This is a genomic window from Caulobacter sp. X (assembly GCF_002742635.1).
Taxonomy (GTDB): domain Bacteria; phylum Pseudomonadota; class Alphaproteobacteria; order Caulobacterales; family Caulobacteraceae; genus Caulobacter.
Genome location: NZ_PEGF01000001.1, coordinates 1,980,725 through 2,004,775, shown reverse-complemented (window position 1 = coordinate 2,004,775; position 24,051 = coordinate 1,980,725). Strand labels below are relative to the sequence as shown.

Here is a 24,051-nt window from a genome sequence, read left to right as displayed (position 1 = left end):
GAGGGCATGGCCTCGACGAAGGCGTTCCAGGAACGGATCATGGGCCAGGAGCGTGTCAGTCGGCGCCGGCGCAGCAGGCGGATTTGGGCTGGACGTCCTCGTACTCGTCGTGGCGGCGGATGAAGTTCATTGTCTCGCCCTCATTGCGTCCCAGCGGCGCGCGGTCGAGCAGCATCAAGGTCCCGAGCGCCTCTTCCGGCCCCCGGGCGTAGGTCGAATAGGTGTGGAACACCTGACCCTCGGCGTCGCGATAGAAGGCCGAGAGGCCCGGCAGCTCATCGTGGCCCTGGGCGGACGGCAGATCGGTGAAGTTGTAGCGGATCGTCTCGCCGGCCAGCTCCTCGGGCGTGAACGAGACATGGAAGTCGCGGTTGAAGTCGCTGTCGCGCGCCGACACCCACGGAAACTTCCAACCCATGCGACGCTTGTAGGCCTGGATCTTCGCGAGAGGCGCGCGGGACACGGCGACCAGGGTCACATCGTGGTGGTTCAGGTGCGGCAGCGTCCCGTCGAAATGGTCGGCCATGAACGAGCAACCCTCGCAGCCCGCGTCCCAGTCCGGGCCCAGCATGAAGTGATAGACGAGCAGCTGGCCGCGCCCGTCGAACAGCTGGTCCAGGGTCTGGCGGCCGCTGTCGGTGTCGAAGGCGTAGGTCTTGTCCAGTTTCACCCAAGGCAGGGCCAGGCGCTCGGCGTTCAGGGCGTCGCGGGCGCGGGTGTGGGCCTTCTCCTTCAGCAACAGGGCGCGGCGCGCTTCGAGCCATTCCTCGCGGGAGACCACGGCGTGCGACATCACGTCCTCCGTAAGCTGAGCAGTATTTCCTTGACTAATAACGTTGATATCAACATAAATGGATCATGTCAAAGCCGGTCGTGATTCCCTTCGAGACGACGATCCATGTCCGCGACACCTGCCTGTGCCTGCACGTCCAGCGCGCGGCCCGGGCGCTGGCCCGCCGCTTCGACGAGGCCCTGCGGCCTCTGGGCCTGACCAACGGCCAGTTCTCGCTGCTGATGTCGCTGAACCGGCCCGAGCCGGCCGGCATGGGCGGCGTCGCCAACCTGCTGGCCATGGACCGCACGACCCTGACGGCGGCGCTGAAGCCGCTGGAGCGCCGGGGGCTGCTGACGGTGGCGCCCGATCCCAAGGACGGCCGCGCCCGGGTGCTGAGCCTGACGCCCGACGGCCGCGCGCTGCTGGCGCAAGCCCTGCCGATCTGGACGCGCGAGCACGCGGCGCTGGACGCGGACCTGGCCGGCGGCGGCGATGCGCTGCGCGCCGGCTTGAAGGCGATCGCCTAGAGCCCGACCTTGGCCAGATAGGCCTCGACCGCCGCCGCGTCGCCGGCCCGGCCCACCGTCGCCACATAGCCGTCCGGGCGCACCAGCACGAAGCCGCCGGGCGGCAGGCCGTAGGCGTCGGCGAACCAGCCGTCGGCGTCGACCAGGTTCGCGACGACGAGCCCCGGCCGGGGCGCAATGTCGGGCCCGGCGCCCAGCAGCGTCCAATGCGGGCCGCGTAGGAGCTCGAACACCCGGACCGGCCGGCCATCGCGGTCGCGGCACGGGGCGTCCGGGGCGCGGTCGCCGGGCGCGATCTTGGCGGCGAGGCCCAAGTCCAGCGACAGGCTCGAGTCCTCGTAGCCGAGGTCCAGCTGCCGGGCTTCGCGGCCGCGCTTGATTTCCTTCTCGCCCAGCAGGCGGACCGACAGGCCCAACACCCCGGCGGCGATCGGTTGGCGCTCGGCCTCGTAGGTGTCGATCAGGCCTTCCGGCGCGCCGGCCAGCGCGGCGGCCAGCTTCCAGCCGAGGTTGTAGCTGTCCTGCAGGCTGGTGTTCAGGCCCTGGCCGCCGGTCGGCGGATGCACATGGGCGGCGTCGCCAGCCAGCAGCACGCGGCCCATGCGATAGCGCTGGGCCAGGCGGGCGTTGATCCCGAAGGTCGAGGCCCAGGTGACCTCGGTGACGACGATGTCGTCGCGGTTACTCCGTTCGCGGATCAGGGCGTTCAGGGCCGCGATCGAGAAATCCTCGATCTCCGGCGCGTGGCCCTGCAGCTGGAAGAGGTCGGTTCCGGCCAGCGGGCAGAAGGAAACCCGCTGTCCGTCCGGCGCGGCGAAGTGATGCCAGACCTCGCGCGACAGACCCGTCAAGCGGACGTCGGCGACGAGGCCCCGGCCGGGCTTGGTCTCGCCGGGAAATTTGACGCCCAGGGCCTGACGCACGAAGCTGCGGCCGCCGTCGGCGCCGACCATCCATTTCGCACGGATTGTCTGGCCAGAGGCGAGAGTCGCGGTGACGCCTTGGCCGTCCTGTTCGAAGCCGGCGAGGGCGGTTCCGAAGCGCGGGGCGTGACCCAGGAGGGCCAGCCGGTCGCGCAGGGCCCGCTCGGTCAGGAACTGCGGCGCCATCAACGGTCGGGCCCAGGGCTCGGCCGGGGTCGGCGTGACATCCTCGGTCAGGGCGGTGTCGGCGAAGGTTCCATCCTGGGCGTAGGTCCGCAGCGGCGGATAGGGTCCCGCGCCCAGGGCCATCAGGCCGTCCAGCACGCCCAGGTCCTCGAACACCTCGACACTGCGAGGCTGGATCCCCTTGCCGCGCGAGCCCTGGAACGGGCCGTTGGCCTTGTCGATCAGGATGAAGTCGACGCCCCGGCGGGCCAGGTCGATCGCCAGGGTCAGGCCGGCCGCGCCGGCGCCGCAGATCAGGACGTCGGTCGCCCGAGGAGCTTCAAGTGTGGTGGTCATGCCTGCCTCCTATGTCTGTGCGTTATGCACATAAATCGCGTGCAAAAGGCACATAATTAGGAGGCTGGACGGCGTCAATGAAAAATGTGCAAAATGCACATATGGACGCCGACCTGCGAGACATTCACCTGGCGATGATGGACCTGGCCGGGTTTCTGAACCGGCCCCAGGCCGACGACATGCTGATCCGCGAGGCGGGGATCACGCTGGACCGGGCGCTGTTCCCGCTGCTGGTGCGCATCGAGCGCAAGGGGCCGATCGGCGTGGTCGAGCTGGCCGACCTCGCCGGGCGCGACCACTCGGTGGTCAGCCGTCAAGTCGCCAAGCTGGAGAGCCTGGGCCTGGTCGAGCGTCGGCCGGGCGCGACCGACAAGCGCGTGCGCGAGGCGGCGGTGACGGATAAGGGCCGCGAACTGACCGACGCCCTGGACGCCGCGCGCCAGCGGCTGGCCGGGCCGATGCTGGAGACATGGAGCGCCCAGGACCGCAAGGACCTGGCGCGGCTGCTGCGCAAGTTCGTCGACGAGGCGACGAAGGCGCTGAAGGGCTAGCGGGACCTCAGTCGACCGCCAGGATCACGTCGGACGCGGCGACCCGCGCCTCGACCTTCGCGCCCACCGCCAGTCCCCAGGCAGGATTGCCCGGCTTCAGCGTCGCCACCAGCGTCTTGCCCGCCGATAGCGCGATGGTCACCTCGGCCGAGGTTTCGCCGGCCTCGCGGTCGACGATCTCGCCGGAAAGGCGGTTTTCGCTCTCGCCCCCCTGGGCCGCTTCGCCGAGCCGCACGAAGCTGGACTTGATCAGGGCGATGGCCGGGCGGCCGGGGGCCAGGTCCAGGTCCTCGACGCTGCGCCGCGTGATCGAAGCGCGCAGGGAAAGCGCCTCTCCCAGCGACAGGGTCACCAGCGCCGTGACGCCGTCGCCCTCGATGGCTGTGACAACGCCCCGTAGCGCGTTGCGGGCGCTGGTGCGCAGGCCCAGGCTCCACAGCAGGTCGGCGTCGTCCGAGAGGTCCGCCTCCAGTCGCGCGAAGGCCGCGCCAACCTCGCGCTCGGCGGCGCGGAAGGCGCGGACCACGGCCTGGCCGCGCGCCGTGACCTGGGCGGCGCCGCCGCTGCGGCCGCCGGGCGCGGCGCTGACCAGGGGCGCGTCGAACAGGTTGTTCAGGGCCTGCACCCCGTCCCAGGCGCCCTTGTAGGAGAGGCTCGTCGCCTTGGCCGCGGCGCTGATCGAGCCCAGCCGCGCGATCGCTTCCAGAAGCGCGATGCGTTCAAGCCCGACGCGCGCCAGACCGCCACGCTTGAGGATCAGGGAGGCGCTGAAGTCGGCGTCGCTGCTCACTGGCCGGGGTCCTGTTTCATCGTTATGTAGTTCAGCTGCATAACCGCAGCGCCAAGCCAGGATTACCAGATGATCGCTCGCCGTCCGATGCTGATCGCCGTGTTCGCCGGAGTCTTGTCGCTGACGCTGGGCGGCGCGGCCCTGGCCGGCGAGACCAAGGTCGCCGTCGCCGCCAACTTCACCGAGGCGGCCAAGGAGATCGCGGCGCGGTTCAAGGCCAGGACCGGCCACGACGCGACGCTGAGCTTCGGCTCGTCCGGCCAGTTCTACACTCAGATCGCCAACGGCGCGCCGTACGAGGTCTTCCTGTCCGCCGATGTCGAGCGGCCGCGGAAGGCCGAAGCCGAGGGTCTGTCGGTTCCTGGCTCGCGCTTCACCTACGCCACGGGCCGGCTGGTGCTGTTCAGCAAGACGCCGGGTCTCGTCGACGCGAAGGGCGCGGTGCTCGCCAAGGGCGGGTTCGACAAGCTGGCGATCGCCGATCCCAAGGCCGCGCCCTACGGCCAGGCCGCCGTCGAGACCTTGACCAAGCTCAAGCTCTACGACGCGCTGAAACCGAAGGTCGTCACCGGCGCCTCGATCACCCAGGCCTTCCAGTACGTCCAGACTGGCGCGGCCGAGCTGGGCTTCGTGGCTCTGTCGCAGGTGATCGACGAGAAGGGCGGCTCGCGTTGGGTCGTCCCCGCCGCCGACCACACGCCGATCGAGCAGCAGGCCGTGCTGCTGAAGACCGGCCAGAACAGCGAGGCGGCCAAGGCGTTCGTGGCCTTCCTGAAGAGCAGCGAGGCCAAGGCGATCATCCGGCGCTACGGCTACGAGGTCCGCTGACCATGGTCGAGGTCCTGTGGCTGACGGCGAAACTGGCGGGGATCACCACCCTGCTGCTGCTGGTCCTGGCCACGCCGCTGTCCTGGTGGCTGGCGCGCGGACGCTCGTCGCTGCGCACGGTGGTGACGGCGGTGGTCGCCCTGCCGATCGTGCTGCCGCCGACGGTGCTGGGCTTCTACCTGCTGATCGCCTTGGGGCCGAAGAGCCCGCTGATGATCCTGCTGCAGCCCTTCGGCGTGCGGACCCTGGCCTTCACCTTCGAGGGGCTGGTCATCGGTTCGCTGATCTATTCGCTGCCGTTCGCGGCGCAGCCGCTGCGCAACGCCTTCCTCGCCGTGGGCGACGAGCCGCTCGAGGCCGCCGCGACGCTGGGCGCTTCGCCGTGGGACCGCTTCTGGCGGGTGGCCTTGCCGCTGGCCCTGCCGGGCTATGTCGCCGCCGCGATCCTGACCTTCGCCCACACGGTCGGCGAGTTCGGGGTGGTGATGATGCTGGGCGGCAATATCCCGGGCGAGACCACCGTGCTGTCGACCGAGATCTATCGCCTGGTCGAGGGGCTGGAGTGGAGCCAGGCTCACCGCCTGTCGCTGCTGCTGCTGGTCTTCGCCTTCGCCGTCTTGTTGGCGCTGCTGGCTCTGGAGAGCCGCTCCAAGGTGCTGCTGCGCGCGCGATCCGAATAAGAGAGGAGCGCGGCTTGGCGGCCGCGCTCCAGTTACCGAGATTGTGATGGCGGGGGAGGATTGCGCGCCGACGGCCATCACGCCGGCGCGCGCCGACGCGCCTAGAACTTCCAAGTCAGGGACGCGCCGTAGGTCGTGGGCTTGCCGGGGAAGCGCACCACCGTGTTGGCGTTGCTGCTGACGGCGCTCCAATAATATTCGTCGGTGATGTTGCGGCCCCAGATCGAGAGCTCCCAGCCCTTGTCCGGCGCGCCCAGGCCGACGCTGGCGTTGAGCATGCCGTAGCTGTCGATCACGAACAGCGGATTGCCCTCGAGGTCGGCGTAGGACTTGCCTTGCCAGCGGCCGTTCAGAGCGGCGTTCAGCTCCAGCCCGTCGCCGACCGGATGGTGGAACAGGGCGGTTAGACCGCCCTGGAACTTCGGGCTGTACAGGAACGGACGGCCATCGAAGTCCTGCGGCTTTCCGGCGGCGTTGATGCCCGTGTAGCCCTTGACCTCGGTGTGCAGCAGGGTCGCCGAGGCGATCAGGGTCAGCGACCGCGAGGCGCGCCAGGTGAGATCGCCGTCGAGGCCATAGGCTTCGCCGTTCGGCACGTTGGCCAGGCGCGACAGCGCCGTGTAGATCGGGTCGGCGAAGTACACCGACAGCTGCTTGTCGGTGTAGTCGTAGTAGAAGCCGCTGACATTGGCCTGCACGCGCCGCTGGAACAGGCCCGCCTTCACGCCGATCTCGTAGGCGGTCAGCATTTCCTGCGTGGCGGGCGCGTTCTGGGTCGAGATGTTGGCGGCGTTGATCGGCGTCGCCCCGGCCTTGGCCCCGCGCGAGATCGAGGCGAAGACCAGCACGTCCTGGGCCGCCTGCCAGTCGAGCGCCACGCGCCAGGCGATGTTGTCCTCGTCCAGCTTGGACTTCACGAAGCCGAAGCTCTTGGTCGCCGGGTCGAAGGTGTTGCAACCGCCCTGGGTGATCGGCGCCACCAGGCCATAGGCGGCGGCGAACAGCGCCCGGTTCACGACATTGACGTTCGGCAGCATGGAGCCGCCGACGTCGCGCGAGCATCCGACATAGTCCTGTTTGTCCTGGCTGTAGCGGACGCCCAGCGTCAGCTTCACGCTGTCGGTCAGGGCGTGGTCGGCGTTGGCGAACAGGCTCCAGGTCTTGGTCTCGATGTTGCCGACGTCCTCATACGTGCGGAACGCCTGGCTCATCTGCAGGGCGGTGTAGCCGAAGCTGTTGAACGGCGAGGCCAGCAGGGTCGAGCCGACATAGCGGATCGTGCCGACATTGGCGTTCTGGCCCAGCAGTGTGCGGTTGCTGTCATAGATCTTGTCGCGCGCGACATAGGCCCCGACCAGCCACGAGCCCTTGTCGGTCTTGCCTTCCAGATGCAGTTCCTCGGCGGCCGACTTTATGTCGCCATGGGCCTTCTGGATCAGGATCTCGTAGGGCGCGCCGCTCCAGTCGAACACGGCCTTGCGGGTCAGCCGGTTGAAGCTGGACAGCGAGACCAGGGTGACGTCGTCGCTGAGGTTCCAGGCGACCTTCAGCTTGCCGGCGTGGAACTGGTCGTTCTCGCGCAAGGGATCGCTGATCCCCAGGCCCGCGCCGATATCGACGCCGCGCGTGGACAGCGGAGCCCAGTCGGCTTGCGTGGCCTTGGTCGGGGCGTGGGTCGCGACATAGTTGACGACGCCCGGGGCGTTGAACGGGCTGGCGGCGGTGGCGGGCGTGAAGCCGATGGCCTGGGCCGCGACGGTGTCCGACTTGTTGCGCCAGCCGGAGTAGGAGGCCTCGACCTCGACCGTGTCGGTCGGCTGCATGGCCAGAGACAGGCGCCAGCCGTCGCGATCGACCTTGCCCAGGCGCTCGTCCCGGCTGTTGCTGACCTGCCAGCCCTTGTCGCTGTTCTCCATCCGGAACGCCGCGCGGCCTTGGACGCGGTCGCCCAGCGGCCCGCTGACGACGCCTTCGAGGTTGTAGGTCTTGTAGTCGCCGGCCTCGGCGGTCAGCGAGCCCTCGAACTGCTCGGTCGGCTTGTTGGTGACGAAGTCGATCAGGCCCGCGGTGGTGTTGCGGCCATAGAGCGTGCCTTGCGGGCCTTTAAGCACCTCGACCCGCTCGAGGTCGAACACCGGGCCGGTGTTCATGAACGGATAGGCGTAGGCGACCTCGTCCCAATAGGTGCCGACCGTCGAGGTGGCCGACAGGTTGATCGTATTGAAGCCGATGCCGCGCAACGTATAGGTGGGCACGCCCTGATAGCTCTGGCTGACCGTAAAGCTGGGGGCGACGGTGGTCAGGTCCTTGGGGTCGGTGACCCGCAGCTGCTGCAGGGCCTCGCCGCTGAAGGCCTGGATCGGCATGCCGACGCTGTTGGCGGTCTCCTCCCGACGCTGGGCCGTCACCACCAGGGTGTCGATGGTCAGGCTCTCGTCCGGCTTCTGCGGCGCCGCGCTCTGGGCCATGGCGGGGGGCGCCATCAGCAGGGCGAGCGCCGACACGCTCAGGCTCAAGGTCAGGCGCGTAGGTCCTGGCATCCGTCTTACCTCCCTTTGGCCGCGCCTGCATTGGGCGCGCGCTCTGGAGGCAGCCTGGGGTTGGGCTGCTCGCGTAACAAGCTATCGGAAATGATAGGGGCGCCGTCACAACCCCAGGACCAGCCTGGCGATGATGTCGCGCTGGATCTCCTTGGAGCCGCCATAGATCGAGGCCGCGCGGTTGTTGAGATATCGCGCCATGGTCGTCAGGCCGTGCTCGGGGCCGATTGGAGACTCGTTCGAGCCGGCCTCCCGCGCCCTGGGCTGGTGCGGGGCGACGTAGGGCCCCAGCGCGTCGACGCCGAGTTCGTCCAGGCGCTGCATCTGCTCGGAGCCCTGAACCTTGAGGATCGACGAGGCGGGGCCTGGCTTTCCGCCCGTCGCCAGGGCGCTGAGCACCCGTCGCTCGGTGATGTCGATGGCGAGGGCGTTGATCTCGGCCGCCGCCAGGCGACGCCGATGATGAGGATCGTCGAGGATGTTCTCGGCGCGCGCCATGTCCCGCAGGCGTTCAAGCCCGGCGTGGAGGCCCGCCGCGTAGCCGCCGCCTCGCTCGAACTCCAGCAGGTGCTTGGCGACCGTCCAGCCCTGGTTTTCCTCGCCCAGGCGGTCGGCCTTGGGCGTGCGGACGTCGTCGAAGAACACCTGGTTGACCTCGTGTTCGCCAGCCAGGGTGACGATCGGGTCGACGCGGATCCCCGGCCGGTCCATCTCGATCAGCAGGAAGGTGATGCCCGCCTGCGGCTTGCCCTCCGTCGAGGTGCGGACCAGGCAGAACATGTGGGTCGCCCAATGGGCGTGGGTGGTCCAGATCTTCGAGCCGTTCAGCACATAGTCGTCGCCGTCGGCGATCGCGCGCATCTGCAGCGAGGCCAGGTCCGAGCCCGAACCCGGCTCGGAATAGCCCTGGCACCAATAGTCCTCGCCCGACAGGATGCGCGGCAGGTAGCGGGCCTTCTGCTCGGCCGTTCCGAAGCCCATGATCGCGGGCGCGACCATCCGCAGCCCCATCGGCGCCAGGTTCGGCGCGCCCGCGCGGGCGCACTCGGCGAAGAAGACATGGCGCTGGATCTCGCTCCAGCCCGGTCCGCCGTATTCGACGGGCCAGGTCGGCGCGGCCCATCCCCGTTCATGCAGGATCTTCTGCCAGGCCAGGCTGCGGGCCTTGTCGCAGAAGACGCTGGTCATGCGCCTGCCGGCCTGGCGAAGCGCGGGCGTCAGCTTGGCGTCGAGGAAGGCGCGCACCGCGTCGCGAAAGGCCAGGTCGGCCTCAGACAGTTCCAGATCCACGCGCGCGCTCCCTTGTTCGGCGTCGTCGGGGAAACTTGCGAAGGGGCGACGGGGGCGCGCAAGCTATCGGAACCGATAGGGAGAGCGGGCGAGCTCAATGGCCAACGGGACGGACGACAAGGCGCGTCTGGCGCGGGTCACGGCCCTGGCCGAACGCGTGGCCGCGCTGGGCCGCGAGATCGGCCTGCCCTATGTCGCCGCCAGCGCCGACATTTCCAGTCCCGAACCGATGCTGGGCGCCGACGGCAAGCCGCTCGCCGAGACGACGTTCGAGTGGCTGGACAGCGCGCTGCGCTATTGGCGCGACCGCGCCTTCGCCCTACGGGCGCCGTTCATCCTGGCCGCCCGCTACACGGCCGAGCCCTTCTTCTACCATCAGGGCCGCTTCGCGAGCTGGCGCCCCTTGCCCCGGCTGGAGACCATCGCGGTCGCCGAGGCGGCGGAGTCGTTTGGCGTCCGGTCGGCCATCATCGCGCCCGCCTATCTGACCGGCGGGGTGATCGGGGCGGTGGTCTGGGCCGAGGCGAAATCGGTGGAGGGGCTGCCGGCGCTCTACGCCGCCCGCGCCGACGAGCTGCACGGCGCGGCCCTGCGGTTGGTTTCGGCCTATCGCGACGGTTTCGACGACGACGCGCCGCCCGTGCGGCTGACCAAGCGCGAAATCCAGTGTCTGAAGTGGGCGGCCGCCGGCAAGACGGACGCCGACATCGCCCAGATCGTCGGCATCTCGGGACCCACGGTCCGCTTCCATGTCCAGAACGCGGCCCTGAAGCTGCGGGTCGCCGGCCGCGCCCAGGCGATCCATCGGGCGACGGGCCTGGGCTATATCGGCGGGGGGGCCGTCTAGAGCATTTTCCGATAAGTGTGAAACGGTTATCGGATCGAAAAATGCTCTAAACTTTTGAATTAGAGCCCTTTTTATCCGATCTGATTGATTCAATCAGATCGGAAAGGGCTCTAGCGGCTCAGCAGCCGTCCAGGTGGTAGCGGATCAGCGCCCGGGCCGAGCGGGCCACGGCGCGGGAAGGACCGTCCGCCCCCAGGGTGACCCGGGCGGTGTAGGAGCCCTCCATCAGCAGCATCAGGGCGTCGGCCAGATCGTCGTCCTTGGCCCCGGCGCGGCGCGCCAGGTCGGTGAGCCGCCGGTGCAGCTCCTTCTTGTAGTTGACCGAGACGACCTGGGCCGGGTGGCCTTCCTCGTGCAGCTCGATGGCGGCGTTGGACAGCGGGCAGCCGTGAACGTCCTTGTTGCAGGCCTTGGTCTCGAAGGCGTCGAAGATCGCCTCGAGCTGGGCGCGAGGATCGGTGCAGCAGACGGCGGTGACGCTTTCCCACCACGCCCAGTATTCGCGCTCCTGCTCGCGCAGGACCTCGGCCACCAGCTCGTCCTTGGACGGGAAGTTCCGATAGAGCGTCATCTTGGTGGCGTCGGCCTCGGCGGCGATCGTCTCGACGCCGACGGCGCGGATGCCGTGCTGATAGAACAGCTCACGGGCGGTTTCGAAGATCCGGTCACGCGCCGGACGCTTGGACGCGGGCGTACAAACGGCCGCTTCCTTATCGCCCATAACCCCGTCCCCAGAATTTCTTGGCGCCATTTTGGCGGACCTCTCCTTGACGTGCGAGTTACCGGTCAGTATCTCTCGCCTGGAGCGATGATACCGAACGGTCTCGTCACATCCTAAATCGTCATTCCGGTCGCCCGGGTCAAGTAACCGTCCCTGCGACATTTGATCCCTTAAACCCCTAAGGAGCGCGCGCCAATGCCCCCGCAAACAAACGTTTACGTCACCGCGCCCCGCGCCGTGCCCTCAACGGCAAAGGCAAAGGGTTTCATGGGCTTCTTCAAGTCCAAGACCGAGGCCGCCCACGACTGGACCACGGTCCGCGCTCTTGGCCAGTCCACGCGCCGCGTCCCGCGCTCGCCCGTCCTCGAATAGCCGCCGTCCTCCGTTTCCTCCCCCGACAGGTTCCTCCCCCATGCGTCTCCAACCCGTCATCACGTCCTTCGCCGGCCTCGCGGCCGTGGCCGTGCTGGCCGCCTGCTCGGCCCAGGCCAAGCAGGACGCCGCCGCGGCGCCGCCGCCCGCCCAGGTCACCGTCACCGACGTCGCCTTCAAGTCCCTGCGCCAGTGGGACGACTTCACCGGCCGCTTGGAGCCGATCGACACCGTCGAGATCCGTCCGCGCGTCTCCGGCTATATCGACGGCGCCCAGTTCGCCGAGGGCGCCCGCGTCCACAAGGGCCAGGTGCTGTTCCAGATCGACCCGCGCCCCTACAAGGCCGAGGCCGACCGCGCCGCCGCCGAGGTGGCGCGCGCCAAGGCCCAGCTGGATCTGGCGGTGGTCAATCGCGAGCGCGGCCGTCGCCTGATCGAGCAGAACGCCCTGGCCCAGAGCGAATTCGATCGTCTGGCCTCGGAAGAGCGCGCGGCCCAGGCCAACCTCGCCGCCGCCCAGGCCGCCCTGCAGACCGCTCGGCTGAACCTGGAATGGACCCGCGTGACCTCGCCGATCGACGGCCGGGTCTCCAAGGCCATCATCACGCGCGGCAACCTCGTCACCCAGTCGAGCCTGCTGACGACCGTGGTGTCCGACACCCCGATCTATGCCGAGTTCAACGCCGACGAGCAGACCTTCCTGAAGTACGCCTCGGCCGAGCGCGGCAAGGGCGGGCCGGTCTATATGGGCCTGATGACCGAGGACGGCTATCCGCACGTCGGCAAGCTGGCCTTCATCGACAACGCCCTGGACGCCAAGAGCGGCACCATCGCCGGCCGGGCGATCTTCGCCAACGCCGACGGCCGCTTCACGCCGGGCCTGTTCGCCCGCATTCGCCTGGTCAGCGCCGAGACCCAGACCGTCGCCCTGGCGCCCGATCGCGCCGTCGCCACGGACCTCGGCAAGCGCTTCGTCGTGGTGGTCGACAAGGCCAACAAGGCCGAGTACCGCCCGGTCGAGATCGGTCCGCTGGCCGGGAACCTGCGCATCATCCGCTCGGGCCTGAAGCCCGGCGACCGGGTGATCGTCGGCGGCCTGCAGAAGGTCAAGCCCGGCGACACCGTCGCGCCGGTGCCGGTCAAGACCGAGAAGGCCGACCTGGACCAGCTGGCCCAGATCGAAAGCCCGGTCCGCCAGAACTGAGATCTCTCCCTTCCCCCTCGATGGGGGAAGGGCGGGGATGGGGGTGACCTCGGCGCTTGGACCCTGCGCCGCGTTCGCCATCACCCTCTGCAATCACCCCCACCCCTGCCCCTCCCCCATCCAGGGGGAGGGGAGTGACAAAACACGCTTCCTCCCCGGAACGCCTCCTCCCCAGGACGACCCGCATGTCCTTTTCCAAGTTCTTCGTGAACAGGCCCCGCTTCGCGGCGGTGCTGTCCATCATCATCTTCATCGCCGGCCTGGTGTCGCTGCCTCAGCTGCCGATCAGCGAGTATCCGGAAGTGGTGCCGCCGACCGTGGTCGTGCGCGCGGCCTATCCGGGCGCCAACCCGTCCGTCATCGGCCAGACCGTCGCCGCGCCTCTGGAGCAGGCGATCAACGGCGTCGAGGGGATGATCTACCAGTCGTCCCAGTCGGCCGCCGACGGGGCCATGGTCCTGACCGTCACCTTCGCGCTCGGCACCGACCTCGACAAGGCCCAGGTGCAGGTCCAGAACCGCGTCGCCCAGGCCCTGCCGAAGCTACCGCAGGAGGTGCAGCGGATCGGCGTGACGACCGACAAGGCCTCGCCCGACCTGACCCTGGTCGTGCATATGATCTCGCCGAACAACCGCTACGACATGCTGTACCTCAGCAACTACGCGCAGCTGAACGTGCGCGACCGGCTGAAGCGCATCGACGGCGTCGGCGACGTGCAGATCTTCGGCGCGGGCGCGTACTCGATGCGCGTCTGGCTGGATCCCGAGAAGCTGGCCGCCCTGTCGATGACCGCCGGCGACGTCGTGCGGGCTCTGCGCGAGCAGAACGTCCAGGTGGCCGCCGGCCAGCTGGGCGCGCCGCCCAACGCCGGCTCCGGCGCCGACTTCCAGCTGTCGATCAACGCGCCTGGCCGCCTGACCGACGAGGAGCAATTCCGGAACGTCATCATCCGCTCGGGCGAGGACGGCCAGATCACCCGCCTGGGCGACGTCGCCCGCGTGGAGCTGGGCGCCAATAACTACGCCCTGCGCAGCTTGCTCGATAACAAGTCGGCCGTCGCCATGCCGATCTTCCAGCGTCCCGGCTCCAACGCCCTGCAGATGGCGGCCGAGGTCAAGAAGACCATGAAGGAGCTCAAGAAGGAGTTCCCCGAAGGCGTCGACTACGAGATCATCTACGACACCACGGCCTTCGTGCAGGAGAGCATCGACTCGGTGGTTCACACCCTGATCGAGGCGATCATCCTGGTCGTCATCGTGGTGGTGATCTTCCTGCAGGGCTGGCGCGCCTCGGTGATCCCGCTGATCGCCGTGCCCGTGTCCTTGATCGGCACCTTCGCCGTGATGCTGATGCTGGGCTTCGGCCTCAACGCCTTGACGCTGTTCGGCCTGGTGCTCGCCATCGGCATCGTCGTCGACGACGCCATCGTCGTGGTCGAGAACGTCGAGCGGAACATCACCCTGGGGCTTGCTCCGGCCGACGCCACCCGCAAGGCGATGGGCGAGGTGACCGGACCGATCATCTCCACGGCGCTTGTGCTGTGCGCGGTGTTCATTCCGACCGCCTTCATCAGCGGCCTGTCGGGCCAGTTCTACCGCCAGTTCGCCCTGACCATCGCCATCTCGACGGTGATCTCGGCGATCAACTCCCTGACCCTGTCGCCGGCCCTGGCCGCGGTGCTCCTGAAGTCGCATGACGCGCCCAAGGACCGCTTCCAGAAGCTGATCGACGCGGCCCTGGGCTGGCTGTTCAACCCGTTCAACCGCTTCTTCGCCAAGGCCTCGAACGGCTATGTCGGCGGCGTCGCCAAGACCCTGGGCCGCTCGACGGCGGGCCTGGTGGTCTATGGCGTGCTGCTGGCCCTGACGATCTTCGCCTTCGCCAAGACCCCGACCGGCTTCGTGCCGCAGCAGGACAAGGCCTATGTGGTCGCCGTCGTGCAGCTGCCCGACGCCGCCTCGTTGGACCGCACCGAGGCGGTGATCCGCCAGATGGGCGAAATCGCCAAGTCCGTGCCCGGCGTGAAGCATTCGGTGGCCTTCCCCGGCCTGTCGGTGAACGGCTTCATCAACAGCCCCAACTCCGGCGCGGTGTTCTACCCGCTGGACGACTTCAAGGATCGTCGTGACCGCGACAAGCAGGCGGGCGCGATCGTGGCCGCTCTGAACCAGAAGTTCGGCGCGATCCCCGACGCCCAGATCGCCGTCTTCCCCCCGCCCTCGGTGCAAGGCCTGGGCACGATCGGCGGCTTCCGGATGCAGATCGTCGACAAGGCGGGCCTGGGTCCGGACGAGCTGAACAAGGCTACCCAGAACCTGATCGACAAGGCGCGCAAGGACCCGGCCCTGGCGGGGGTCTTCTCGACCTACCAGGTCAGCGTTCCAAAGATCCAGGCCGACATCGATCGCGAGAAGGCCCGGGCCCAGGGCGTGTCCCTGACCGACCTCTTCGAGACGATGCAGGTCTATCTGGGCTCGCTGTACGTGAACGACTTCAACCGCTTCGGGCGGACCTACGAGGTCAACGTGCAGGCCGACCAGCGCTTCCGCCTGCAGCCCGAGCAGATGCTGCGCCTGCAGACCCGCAACGGCCAAGGCCAGATGATCCCGCTGGGCGCCTTTGTCAGCTTCCACGAGGCCACCGGTCCCGACCGCGAGAGCCACTACAACGGCATGCTGACCGCCGAGATCAACGGCGGCCCCGCGCCCGGCTACTCGACCGGCCAGGCCCAGAAGGCGCTGGAAGACCTCGCCAAGAAGGAGCTGCCCAACGGCATGGGCTATGAGTGGACCGAGCTGACCTACCAGCAGATCCTGGCGGGCAACACGGCGGTCTTCATCTTCCCGCTCTGCGTGCTGCTGGCCTTCCTGGTTCTGGTCGCCCAGTACGAAAGCTGGAGCCTGCCGCTGGTCGTCATCCTGATCGTGCCGATGACCCTGCTGTCGGCCCTGGCCGGCGTCTGGATCAGCAAGGGCGACAACAACATCTTCACCCAGATCGGCCTGATCGTGCTGGTGGGGCTGGCCTGCAAGAACGCCATCCTGATCGTGGAGTTCGCCAAGGAGCGCGAGGAGCACGGCGACAGCCCGCTCCAGGCGGTCCTGGAGGCCTGCCGCCTGCGCCTGCGCCCGATCCTGATGACCTCGATCGCCTTCATCATGGGGGTCTACCCCCTGGTGGTGTCGCACGGGGCCGGGGCCGAGATGCGCCGCGCCATGGGCGTGGCGGTGTTCTCGGGGATGCTGGGCGTGACCGTCTTCGGCCTGATCCTGACGCCGATCTTCTACTACGTCATCCGTCGCTTCACGGCCCGCAAGGCCGTGGCGAAGACGGCTCCGACCTCGCCCGTGGAGGCGCACTGATGTCTGTCTTCAAGCAAACCCTGCGCGCCGTGCTGATCGCCGGCGTCGCGACCACCGCCGCCGCCTGCGCGGTGGGGCCGAACTACAAGGCGCCGGCGACCCCGCCGGCGGCCTTCCAGAACGCCGACCCGGCCGTCTTCACCGCCGCCAATCCCGAGGCGCAGTGGTGGAAGGCGTTCGGCGACCCGGTGCTGGACCAGCTGGTCGGCCAGGCCCTCTCCGCCAATCTCGACCTGAAGATCGCCCTGGCCCGCGTCGCCGAGGCTCGCGCTCTCTTCACCGAGCAGAAGCTTGACGTGCTGCCCCACGTCACGGCGGACGGGACCTATACGAAGAGCAAGCAGCAGCAACCCGGTCTCACCACCGACCGCGTCGAGAGCCAGACCTACCAGGCCGGCTTCGACGCGCGCTGGGAGATCGACCTGTTCGGTCGCGTCCGGCGCGGCGTCGAGGCGGCGGGGGCGGAAGCTGGCGCGGCCCAGGCCGACCTGCGCGACGCCCAGGTGACGGTCGCCGCAGAGGTGGCCCGGAACTATCTCGAACTGCGCGGCGCCCAGGCCCGCCTGAAGGTCGCCCAGCGCAACCTCGAGACCCAGCGCGAGACCCTGCGCCTGACCAAGGTGCGGTTCGACGCCGGGGCGGGCAGCCCGATCGACGTCGCTTCGGCCCAGGCGCGCCTCAACGCCACCGAGTCGGCGATCCCGGGACTGATCACCGCCGCGACCCGCGCCAACTATCGGCTGGCGGTCTTGACTGGGCAGCGGCCGGGCGCGCTGGACGCCCTGCTGGCCCCGCGCCAGGACGACACCCCGCCGCTGGTCGCGGCCCTGCCGATCGGCGAGGCGGGTCAGTTCCTGCGGCGTCGTCCCGACGTCCAGGCGGCCGAGCGGCGTCTGGCGGCCTCGACCGCGCAGGTCGGCGTCGCTACGGCCGACCTGTTCCCGCGCGTCTCGGTGACCGGCTTTGTCGGCTTCCTGTCGGGGACCTCGACGGGCTTCGGCAACAGCGCCAGCCAGGCCTGGTCGGTCGCGCCGACGGTCAGTTGGCCGGCGCTCGATCTCGGCAGCGCTCATGCCCGCCTCCGCGCCGCGAGAGCTCGCGACGACGCGGCGCTCGCGGCCTATGACAAGGCGGTGCTCCTGGCCCTCGAGGACCTGGAAAACGCCCTGGTCGCCTACCGCCAGCAGCAGGCCCAGCTGAATAGCCTGGCCGACCAGGCCGCCGCCTCGCGTCGCGCGGCCGAGCTGGCCCGCATCCAGTACCGCGAGGGCGGCATCGACTTCCTCGTGCTGCTGGACGCCGAACGCACCCTGCTGGCCGCCGAGGACGCGCTGACCGTCGCCGAGACCGGCGTCAACACCGACGTCGTGGCGATCTACAAGGCGCTGGGCGGCGGCTGGACAAGCTGATCAGAACGCATCGCCTTTACGCACGTTGTCGAAACCCGGCCTCTCGCGGCCGGGTTTCTTTTTTTTCACAGCTACGCTTGCGTGTGTACAGCAAATACCATACCCCTTTGCCCAGCACATGCCGGAGGTTGAGTTATGGCCACGCTTCAAGTCCTAGGGTCGGCCTATGCCGATGTCGCTCGGATTAAATACGCGAGCATATCCACGGCCGATCTGGCCAAGCTGCAGACCCTCGCGGACCAGGTCGACGCCGCGACGATGACCCTGACCGCGGCGCGCGCCGAAATCGGCAAGATGGCGATCGCCTCGACCTCGGTCGCGAACCTGTCCTACGCCTTCTTCACGGGCGTGACGCCCAAGATGGCCGGTCTCGACTATCTGGTGTCGCCGACGGGCGGCAACGCCAACAACCTCAACTCGGCCTACTATACGTCGTTCAGCGCCGAGAACCGCTACATCAATTTCTCGGTCAATCTGGGCAAGACGGGCGAGGGGGCGGCCAAGTTCCAGGCCGCCTATGGCGCGCTCGATCTGACCGCCGCGGCGACCAAGGCCTATACGGAAATCTTCGGCTTCGCGCCGGCGGCCGGCAAGATCGACGCCATCCTGAACGACCAGGTGCCTAACGGGCAGGGCGGGACCTATACGCGCGGCGAGTACTTCGCCTCGTTCGGCGGCGATGGCTTGAACGGGCAAGGAACCAAGGCGGCCATGGTCGGCTGGCTGCTGAACGAGGCGGCCAAGGCCGATCTTGGGGTCTACGCCAAGGCCAATGACGCCTTCCTGGCGGATCTCGCGGCCGACGGTCAGGCCTCGTTCAATGTCGACCTGCTCGGCGTCTACGGCCAGCAGACGACCTTCGGGACCGGCGCGACGATCACGGTGACCTCCAGCCAGAGCGTCGCGCCTGACGCGGCGACGCCGAGCCTGCGCTCCACAGGCGACAACGACACGGTGACCGGGACCGACAGCAACGCCTCGCAGTCGATCCTGACCGTTGGCGGTCATGACGTGATCACCTTCTCGGGCGCGGTCGGCGGCTATGTCGACGGCGGCGATGGCAACGACACCATCAGCGCCGGCCAGCTGAACGCCGCGGTCGAGGTGCTGGGCGGCGCGCCTAACGGCAAGATCAGCGGCGGCGCCGGCAACGACCTGATCACCATCAGCAAGGTGATCAACGGCGCGATCATCGACGGCGGCGCCGGTGACGACACCTTGGTCATGGGGGCCGACACCGACACGTTCGACAAGACCAAGGTCACCAATGTCGAGCACCTGGCGCTGAACAATTTCAAGCTGTCCTTCACCCTGCCGGCGACCGGCGTCACCACGCTCGTGCCGCTCGATGTCGGCGGATACACGGGCCTGCAGGACATTACCTTGAAGTCCGCCGACTCGGTGAGGATTACCCAGATCGCCGATGGCGTGGCGCTGAAGATGGACGGGGTCAGCGGCGCGACGCTGTCGGCCAGCTATCACACCGACCTGGTGATCAGCGGCATGTCGTCGACCCAGGTCGGCGTCAAGGGCGTGCACGCCTATCTGAGCGGCGTCACCAGCAACGGCGCGACCAAGAGCAACCTCTACGTCACCGGCAATGACGGAGCGCTGACCCTGCACGTCCAGAGCGACAGCGTGCTGGGGACCATCAACTCCCAGACCGCCACCGGCGGCGTCGGCGCGGTCATCGTCACGGGCGTGGGTCGTCTGACCGCCGGCTTTGTCAGCAATGTCAGCGGCGCGGACTACACGACCTACAATCTGGACGCCTCGGGCTCTGGCGGGATCGACATCACGGGGATCGGCGCGGACGCCCCGGACAGCCGGGCGGTCACGGTCGTGCTGTCCAGCTACAACGACAGCGTCGCCGCCGATCTGCGGGGGCAGTCGGTCTCCACCTACACCCTGGGCGCCGGCGCGGACGTCTTCAAGCTGTATCAGGACGGTTTCGCCGCGCCGCGCTTCTCGAACCTCTCCATCCAGGACGGCAAGGTCGCGACCTATTCCACCATCACCGACTTCGCCAAGGGCGTCGATCACGTCAATCTCGGCGTCGAGATTCCGGCGGTGGTCACGGGGCTGAGCGCGGGCTCGGCCACGACGCTGGAGCAGGCGCTGATCAACGTCTCGGGCCAGGTCGCGGCCAACGCCACGGCGGTCTTCGAGTATGCCGGCGACACCTACATCTACCACCAGGACGCGACGGTGGCGGTCAACGCCGGCGACGGCCTGATCCGCCTGGTTGGGGTGACGGGCCTCACTGTCGGGACGGGCGCGGCGAGCGCCGACATTCACTACGGCTGATCAGAACCAGCCCGCCTCGCGCAGCGCCTTGGCGTAGGCGCGGCTGACGGGCGCTTCGACGCCGCCCTTCAGGGAGAGGACCGCTCGGCCGTCGCCGCGCCGGGCGTCCTCGACCGCGCCTTTGGCCACCCACCACGAGCGGTGGGTCTGGGCGCCTTCGATGCCCTCCAGCTCGGCGATGGCGTCCGACAGGCGCATCAGGATCAGGTCCTGGCCGCGCGAGGTGTGCAGGCGCAGATAGTGATCCTCGGCCTCCACGGCGTGGAGCTCGGCGCCGCGCAGCTTGGGCGGCAGCCGGTCGAGGAAGCGCGGGGCGGGGGCTCCCTTCGGCGCCGCGTGGGTCTCGACCGGCCGGCGCTGGACCAGAAAGTTCAGGGCGGTCATCGCCACCGTCATGATCAGCACGGGCAGCAGGTAGCGCGGCAGGGCGTCTAGCCGCAGACCGCGCGCGAACAGCATCTCGCTGACGAACCAGACCACGCCGGTGAACGGCAAGGTGATCAGCACCACCGTCATGACGCCATAGAGCCAGGGGTGATTGTCGGCGCGGCCTTCGCGGCCGATCAGCTGGGTGACCCCTGTGCCGACCACGGCTCCCGCGAGACAAAGGCCGACCCAGTAGGCCAGGCGCGTCGCCATCGGCACGTGATACGAACCCATGGCGCCGATCAGCGCCAGAAACACGCCGGCTCCGCCCGACACCAGATAGCCGCGCATCGCCTCCGGTCCGAACAGCGCCATTCGCGAAGCGTGAATGGCGTCGCCCAGCCGCTCACGAAACGAGGGCGGCGATTGACGCAAAGACGATTGAGACACGAGGCCGCCCATTCCAACACCGACGTCGACGGCGAGGCGATCGGTCGCCCCGCTCGAACCGGGAGTGAAGGAAGATGGATGCGAACGCCAAGTCAATCGGTCGCCGGGTTCTGGGCGACGACGCCCTGAGGAATGCGATCCTGGGCGTGGTGCTGGCGATCCTGATCGTGGTCGTCGCCGGGCCCAAGATGTTCACCGGCATGGGCGCTTTCCTGGTCGAGCGCGGCGTCCACCCGCATGCGCCGAACCTGTCGCTGCTGGCGGCCCAGCCGCTGGCGATCCAGATCCACCTGACCGCCGCCGTGACCGCCCTGCTGGTCGGGATCGCCCTGATGATGCGGGTGAAGGGGACGAGCCTGCACAAGACGCTGGGCTGGACATGGGTGATCGCCATGGGCGTCACCGCCGTCAGCTCGCTGTTCATCCGTCAGCTGAACCACGGCCACTTCAGCTTCATCCACCTGCTGTCGGGCTGGACGATCGTCGGCCTGCCCGGCGCGGTCTACGCCATCAAGCGCGGCAAGGTCGCGACCCATCGCAAGGCCATGACCGGCATGTTCGTCGGCGGCCTGCTGCTGGCCGGCTTGTTCGCCTTCATTCCCGGTCGCCTGCTCTGGGCCCTGTTCCTGGGCTGAGACCGCCTTCCCAACACATCGAAAAGGAGTTCGCCATGACCCTCTCCAAGACCCTGCTCGCCGGCCTCGCCTTCGCCGCCTTGGCCGTCGCCCCCGCCGCCCGCGCTCAGGAGGCGCTTGGCGACCTGACCCTGAGCTTTCCCGGCCTGGCGACGAAGTCCGGCAAGGTGATGATCGCCGTCTATGACAGCGCTCAGGGCTGGGCCGCCGGCAAGGCCGTGCGGGTCGCCGTCGCCAACGCCTCGGACGCCGAGCCGAGCGCCAGGATCCCGGCCCTCCCGACCGGGACCTACGCCGTCCGCGTGTTCCAGGACGTGGATGGCGACGGCAAGATGAGCAAGAACCCCTTCGGCCTGCCGACCGAGCCCTACGGCTTCTCGCGGGACGCCATGGGCGCCATGGGCCCGCCGAGCTTCGACGACGCCGCCTTCGAGGTGAAGGCCGGCGCCAACGTCCAAGCGCTGCACCTGAAGTAGGGGGAGGGGACCATGAACCGACGCGACATCCTGCGCGGCGCGGCCCTGATGGGCGGGGCCGCCCTGCTGACCCCCGAGACGGTGTGGGCCGGCGCCGCCAACGCCTCGGCCGGCGACTGGGCCCTGGGCCTGGCCGACGTCGAGAGCGACGTCGCGCCGACCGGCATGAGCCGCCTTCACGGCCGCGCGCCGGCCGAGCTGAAGGGGACGCTGTTCCGCAACGGGCCGGCCAAGTTCCGCCGGCCGGGCGGCTCGGTCGGCCACTGGTTCGACGGCGACGGCATGGTCCGCAAGTTCCAGATCGCCGATGGCGAGGCGAGGATGACCGCCCGCTTCGTCGACACGGTCAAGCGCCGCAACGACACGGCCGCCAACGCCGTGATCACGCCGGGCTACGGCACGGCGCCAGGACCTGGCGCCCGCCTGACCGGCCCCGACGACGCCAACGCCGCCAACACCTCGGTGATCATGGCCGGCGGCGAGCTCTGGGCCCTGTGGGAGGGCGGCTCGCCCACGGCGCTCGATCCGGTCAGCCTGGAGACGCGCGGCTTCAAGACCCTGCGTCCAGACCTCAAGGGCATGCCGTTCCTGGCTCACCCGCGCGTCCAGCCGGACGGGACGACCTGGAACCTCGGCCTGTCGGGCCGTCACGCCATCGTCTGGAAGCTCGCCCCCGACGGCGCCCTGCAGAAGGCCGAGATGATCGAGCTGCCGCGCGCCAGCTACATGCACGACTTCACGGCGACGTCTCGCCACCTCGTCATCGTGCTGCAGCCCTGGGTGGTCGACTGCTTCCGGATGCCGATCTCGACCGCCATGGTCTGGAAGCCGGAGCTGGGAACCCAGGTGCTGGTCATCGACAAGGACGACCTGTCCAAGCGCCGCGTGTTCGAGCTGCCGCCGTTCTTCTTCTTCCACCTGGGCGACGCCTGGGAAGAGCGCGACGGGACCATCCGCTTCGACGCGTGCGTCGACGAGAACCCGTTCGGGACCGCCCAGAACGCGGGCGTGTTCCTGCAAGGCAAGCACATCCCGGGCGCCCCGCCGCGCCGAGCCCTGATCACGCTGGGCGCCGACGGTCGCGGCGCGCTGACCAGGGAGGCGACCTCCGCCGAGTTCCCGCGCGGCGATCCGCGCTTCGCCGGCGAGGTCCGCCAGTACTCCGTCCACGTCACCAACGAGCAGCCCGACCGGCCGCTGTTCCAGGGCGTGGCGGTCCGCGACTGGAAGCGCGATCGCGAGCAGATCTACGGCTTCGGTCCGCGCCACATGGTCGAGGAGATGGTCTTCGTCCCGCGGCCTGGCTCCAGCCAGGAGCTGGACGGCTGGATCGTGGGGACGACGTTGAACCTGGACGCCAAGGCGACCGAGCTGCACGTCTTCGACGCCCGCCACGTCGACAAGGGGCCGATCGCCGCGTGGCGCGCGCCCGTCGCCCTGCCGGTGACCTTCCACGGGGTCTTTGTGCAGGCCTGAGAGAACGCTGGTCCTTGCCAGGCCCGCCGGGTTGCGCCTATCCGGGGACGCAGCGCAACCAAGGCGGGCCCTTCCTCATGACCGCAGCCAAGACGCCGTCTCGCTCTGGGGCCCGCCCCGGCGGGCGGGGCCGTCCGTCCAAGGCCAAGGGCCTGGACCTGAAGGAGACGATCCTCGACGCGGCCGAGGGTCTGTTCGCGCGCCACGGCTTCTACGGCGTCACCACCCGTCAGGTGGCGGCGGAGGCGGGCGTCGATACGGCCCTGATCCACTACTATTTCGGGGCCAAGCGCGAGCTGTTCGACGCGGTGTTCCTGCGCCGGGCCGAGATCCTGAACCAAGCCCGCGAAGCCTCGATGGACGCGTATCTGCGGGACCATGGCGGCGCCATGACGGTCGAGGGGGTGATCGAGGCCTTCATCGACCCGCTGCTGCGCATCTCGCAGGACGGCGGGCCCGGCTGGAAGAGCTACTTCGCCCTCGTCGCCCAGGTGAACAACACCCCGGCCTGGGGCGGCGAGACCATGACCCGCTTCTTCGATCCGGTGGTCCACCGGCTGGTCGAGACGCTGAAGACCGTCCGGCCCCAGGCCGAGTATCGCGACCTCTACTGGTGCTACCAGTTCCTGACCGGCTCGATGATGCTGGCTTTGTCCGAGACCGGACGGATCGACTCGCTGTCCGAAGGCGAGTGCCACTCCAGCGACCTTGAGGCCGTGCGAGCCCGACTGTTCGCGTACTGCGCCGCCGGCTTCGAGGCGGTGATCGCCAAAGCGGGCGCTTAATATCCTCCCCCGCGATGCGGGGGAGGTGGCCCAGAGGGCCGGAGGGGGCTAATGCGGCAAACGTCCAGCTTGCCCCCTCAGTCGCTCCGCGACAGCTCCCCCGCGTCGCGGGGGAGCATCATTTTCATCACCTGATGAAAAAGGGCTGGCGCGCGGCGCCGGTTCGGGTGATGGTGTCCGCAATTCGCTGTTCGATGAATTGGCGAACCCCGAGC

20 protein-coding genes are annotated in these 24,051 nt (G+C 68.7%); 13 read left to right on the top strand and 7 right to left on the bottom strand.

What is annotated here, in order from left to right:
- Positions 1-55: 55 nt before the first annotated feature.
- A complete protein-coding gene (locus CSW60_RS09230) occupies positions 56-793 on the bottom strand; it encodes a thioredoxin family protein (RefSeq protein ID WP_099536971.1) in 738 nt (245 codons plus the stop codon).
- A 65-nt stretch (positions 794-858) separates the two neighbouring features.
- Here CSW60_RS09230 and CSW60_RS09225 point away from each other — a divergent pair, with 65 nt between their 5' ends.
- Entirely contained in the window at positions 859-1,302 is a 444-nt protein-coding gene (locus CSW60_RS09225; RefSeq protein WP_099536970.1) for a MarR family winged helix-turn-helix transcriptional regulator, read from the top strand.
- On the opposite strand, the gene CSW60_RS09220 is transcribed toward CSW60_RS09225, so the two are convergent.
- A complete protein-coding gene (locus CSW60_RS09220; RefSeq protein ID WP_099536969.1) occupies positions 1,299-2,747 on the bottom strand; it encodes an FAD-dependent oxidoreductase in 1,449 nt (482 codons plus the stop codon). The genes CSW60_RS09225 and CSW60_RS09220 overlap by 4 nt on opposite strands.
- A gap of 77 nt (positions 2,748-2,824) precedes the next feature.
- On the opposite strand from CSW60_RS09220, the gene CSW60_RS09215 reads away from it, so the two are divergent.
- A complete protein-coding gene (locus CSW60_RS09215) occupies positions 2,825-3,298 on the top strand; it encodes a MarR family winged helix-turn-helix transcriptional regulator (protein ID WP_099536968.1) in 474 nt (157 codons plus the stop codon).
- Between the two features lie 7 nt (positions 3,299-3,305).
- Here the strand turns inward: CSW60_RS09215 and CSW60_RS09210 are convergent, their stop codons facing one another.
- The gene (locus CSW60_RS09210) at positions 3,306-4,088 is read right to left on the bottom strand and encodes a TOBE domain-containing protein (RefSeq protein WP_099536967.1); all 783 of its coding nucleotides are present in this window, start codon (positions 4,086-4,088) and stop codon (positions 3,306-3,308) included.
- Between the two features lie 69 nt (positions 4,089-4,157).
- Here CSW60_RS09210 and modA point away from each other — a divergent pair, with 69 nt between their 5' ends.
- Together modA and modB are read left to right on the top strand one after the other, a co-directional pair.
- Entirely contained in the window at positions 4,158-4,916 is a 759-nt protein-coding gene (gene modA / locus CSW60_RS09205; RefSeq protein WP_099536966.1) for a molybdate ABC transporter substrate-binding protein, read from the top strand.
- A 2-nt stretch (positions 4,917-4,918) separates the two neighbouring features.
- Positions 4,919-5,596: a molybdate ABC transporter permease subunit gene (gene modB, locus CSW60_RS09200; protein ID WP_099536965.1), complete on the top strand. Its 678-nt coding sequence runs from the start codon at positions 4,919-4,921 to the stop codon at positions 5,594-5,596.
- A gap of 101 nt (positions 5,597-5,697) precedes the next feature.
- Here the strand turns inward: modB and CSW60_RS09195 are convergent, their stop codons facing one another.
- Positions 5,698-8,136 carry a TonB-dependent receptor gene (locus CSW60_RS09195; RefSeq protein WP_099536964.1) on the bottom strand — a complete coding sequence of 813 codons (2,439 nt, stop codon included), beginning with the start codon at positions 8,134-8,136 and terminating at the stop codon, positions 5,698-5,700.
- Positions 8,137-8,241: 105 nt separating this feature from the next.
- The gene (locus tag CSW60_RS09190; RefSeq protein ID WP_099536963.1) at positions 8,242-9,426 is read right to left on the bottom strand and encodes an acyl-CoA dehydrogenase family protein; all 1,185 of its coding nucleotides are present in this window, start codon (positions 9,424-9,426) and stop codon (positions 8,242-8,244) included.
- Between the two features lie 97 nt (positions 9,427-9,523).
- Here CSW60_RS09190 and CSW60_RS09185 point away from each other — a divergent pair, with 97 nt between their 5' ends.
- Positions 9,524-10,273: a LuxR family transcriptional regulator gene (locus tag CSW60_RS09185; RefSeq protein ID WP_099536962.1), complete on the top strand. Its 750-nt coding sequence runs from the start codon at positions 9,524-9,526 to the stop codon at positions 10,271-10,273.
- 118 nt (positions 10,274-10,391) lie between these two features.
- Here CSW60_RS09185 and CSW60_RS09180 read toward each other — a convergent pair whose 3' ends face one another.
- Positions 10,392-11,024: a TetR/AcrR family transcriptional regulator gene (locus CSW60_RS09180; RefSeq protein WP_099536961.1), complete on the bottom strand. Its 633-nt coding sequence runs from the start codon at positions 11,022-11,024 to the stop codon at positions 10,392-10,394.
- A 382-nt stretch (positions 11,025-11,406) separates the two neighbouring features.
- On the opposite strand from CSW60_RS09180, the gene CSW60_RS09175 reads away from it, so the two are divergent.
- The 4 genes from CSW60_RS09175 (at position 11,407) to CSW60_RS09160 (ending at position 19,648) form a co-directional block, all read left to right on the top strand.
- Positions 11,407-12,570 (top strand): efflux RND transporter periplasmic adaptor subunit, encoded by a 1,164-nt coding sequence (locus CSW60_RS09175; RefSeq protein WP_099536960.1) that lies wholly within the window; start codon positions 11,407-11,409, stop codon positions 12,568-12,570.
- Positions 12,571-12,755: 185 nt separating this feature from the next.
- Positions 12,756-15,932 (top strand): efflux RND transporter permease subunit, encoded by a 3,177-nt coding sequence (locus tag CSW60_RS09170; protein ID WP_099536959.1) that lies wholly within the window; start codon positions 12,756-12,758, stop codon positions 15,930-15,932.
- On the top strand, positions 15,932-17,341 hold the full coding sequence (locus tag CSW60_RS09165) for an efflux transporter outer membrane subunit (RefSeq protein WP_099536958.1): 1,410 nt from the start codon (positions 15,932-15,934) through the stop codon (positions 17,339-17,341). The genes CSW60_RS09170 and CSW60_RS09165 overlap by 1 nt, the downstream gene beginning before the upstream one ends.
- Before the next feature lie 135 nt (positions 17,342-17,476).
- Complete coding sequence (locus CSW60_RS09160; RefSeq protein WP_099536957.1) at positions 17,477-19,648, top strand: hypothetical protein; 2,172 nt, start codon at positions 17,477-17,479, stop codon at positions 19,646-19,648.
- Here CSW60_RS09160 and CSW60_RS09155 read toward each other — a convergent pair whose 3' ends face one another.
- The gene (locus tag CSW60_RS09155) at positions 19,649-20,476 is read right to left on the bottom strand and encodes a LytTR family DNA-binding domain-containing protein (RefSeq protein ID WP_201723001.1); all 828 of its coding nucleotides are present in this window, start codon (positions 20,474-20,476) and stop codon (positions 19,649-19,651) included.
- Between the two features lie 62 nt (positions 20,477-20,538).
- Here CSW60_RS09155 and CSW60_RS09150 point away from each other — a divergent pair, with 62 nt between their 5' ends.
- The 4 genes from CSW60_RS09150 (at position 20,539) to CSW60_RS09135 (ending at position 23,836) form a co-directional block, all read left to right on the top strand.
- A complete protein-coding gene (locus CSW60_RS09150) occupies positions 20,539-21,099 on the top strand; it encodes a DUF2306 domain-containing protein (protein WP_099536955.1) in 561 nt (186 codons plus the stop codon).
- Between the two features lie 35 nt (positions 21,100-21,134).
- Complete coding sequence (locus CSW60_RS09145) at positions 21,135-21,575, top strand: DUF2141 domain-containing protein (RefSeq protein ID WP_099536954.1); 441 nt, start codon at positions 21,135-21,137, stop codon at positions 21,573-21,575.
- Positions 21,576-21,587: 12 nt separating this feature from the next.
- Complete coding sequence (locus CSW60_RS09140; RefSeq protein WP_099536953.1) at positions 21,588-23,051, top strand: carotenoid oxygenase family protein; 1,464 nt, start codon at positions 21,588-21,590, stop codon at positions 23,049-23,051.
- Between the two features lie 77 nt (positions 23,052-23,128).
- Positions 23,129-23,836 (top strand): TetR/AcrR family transcriptional regulator, encoded by a 708-nt coding sequence (locus tag CSW60_RS09135; protein ID WP_201723000.1) that lies wholly within the window; start codon positions 23,129-23,131, stop codon positions 23,834-23,836.
- Positions 23,837-24,051 lie beyond the last annotated feature (215 nt).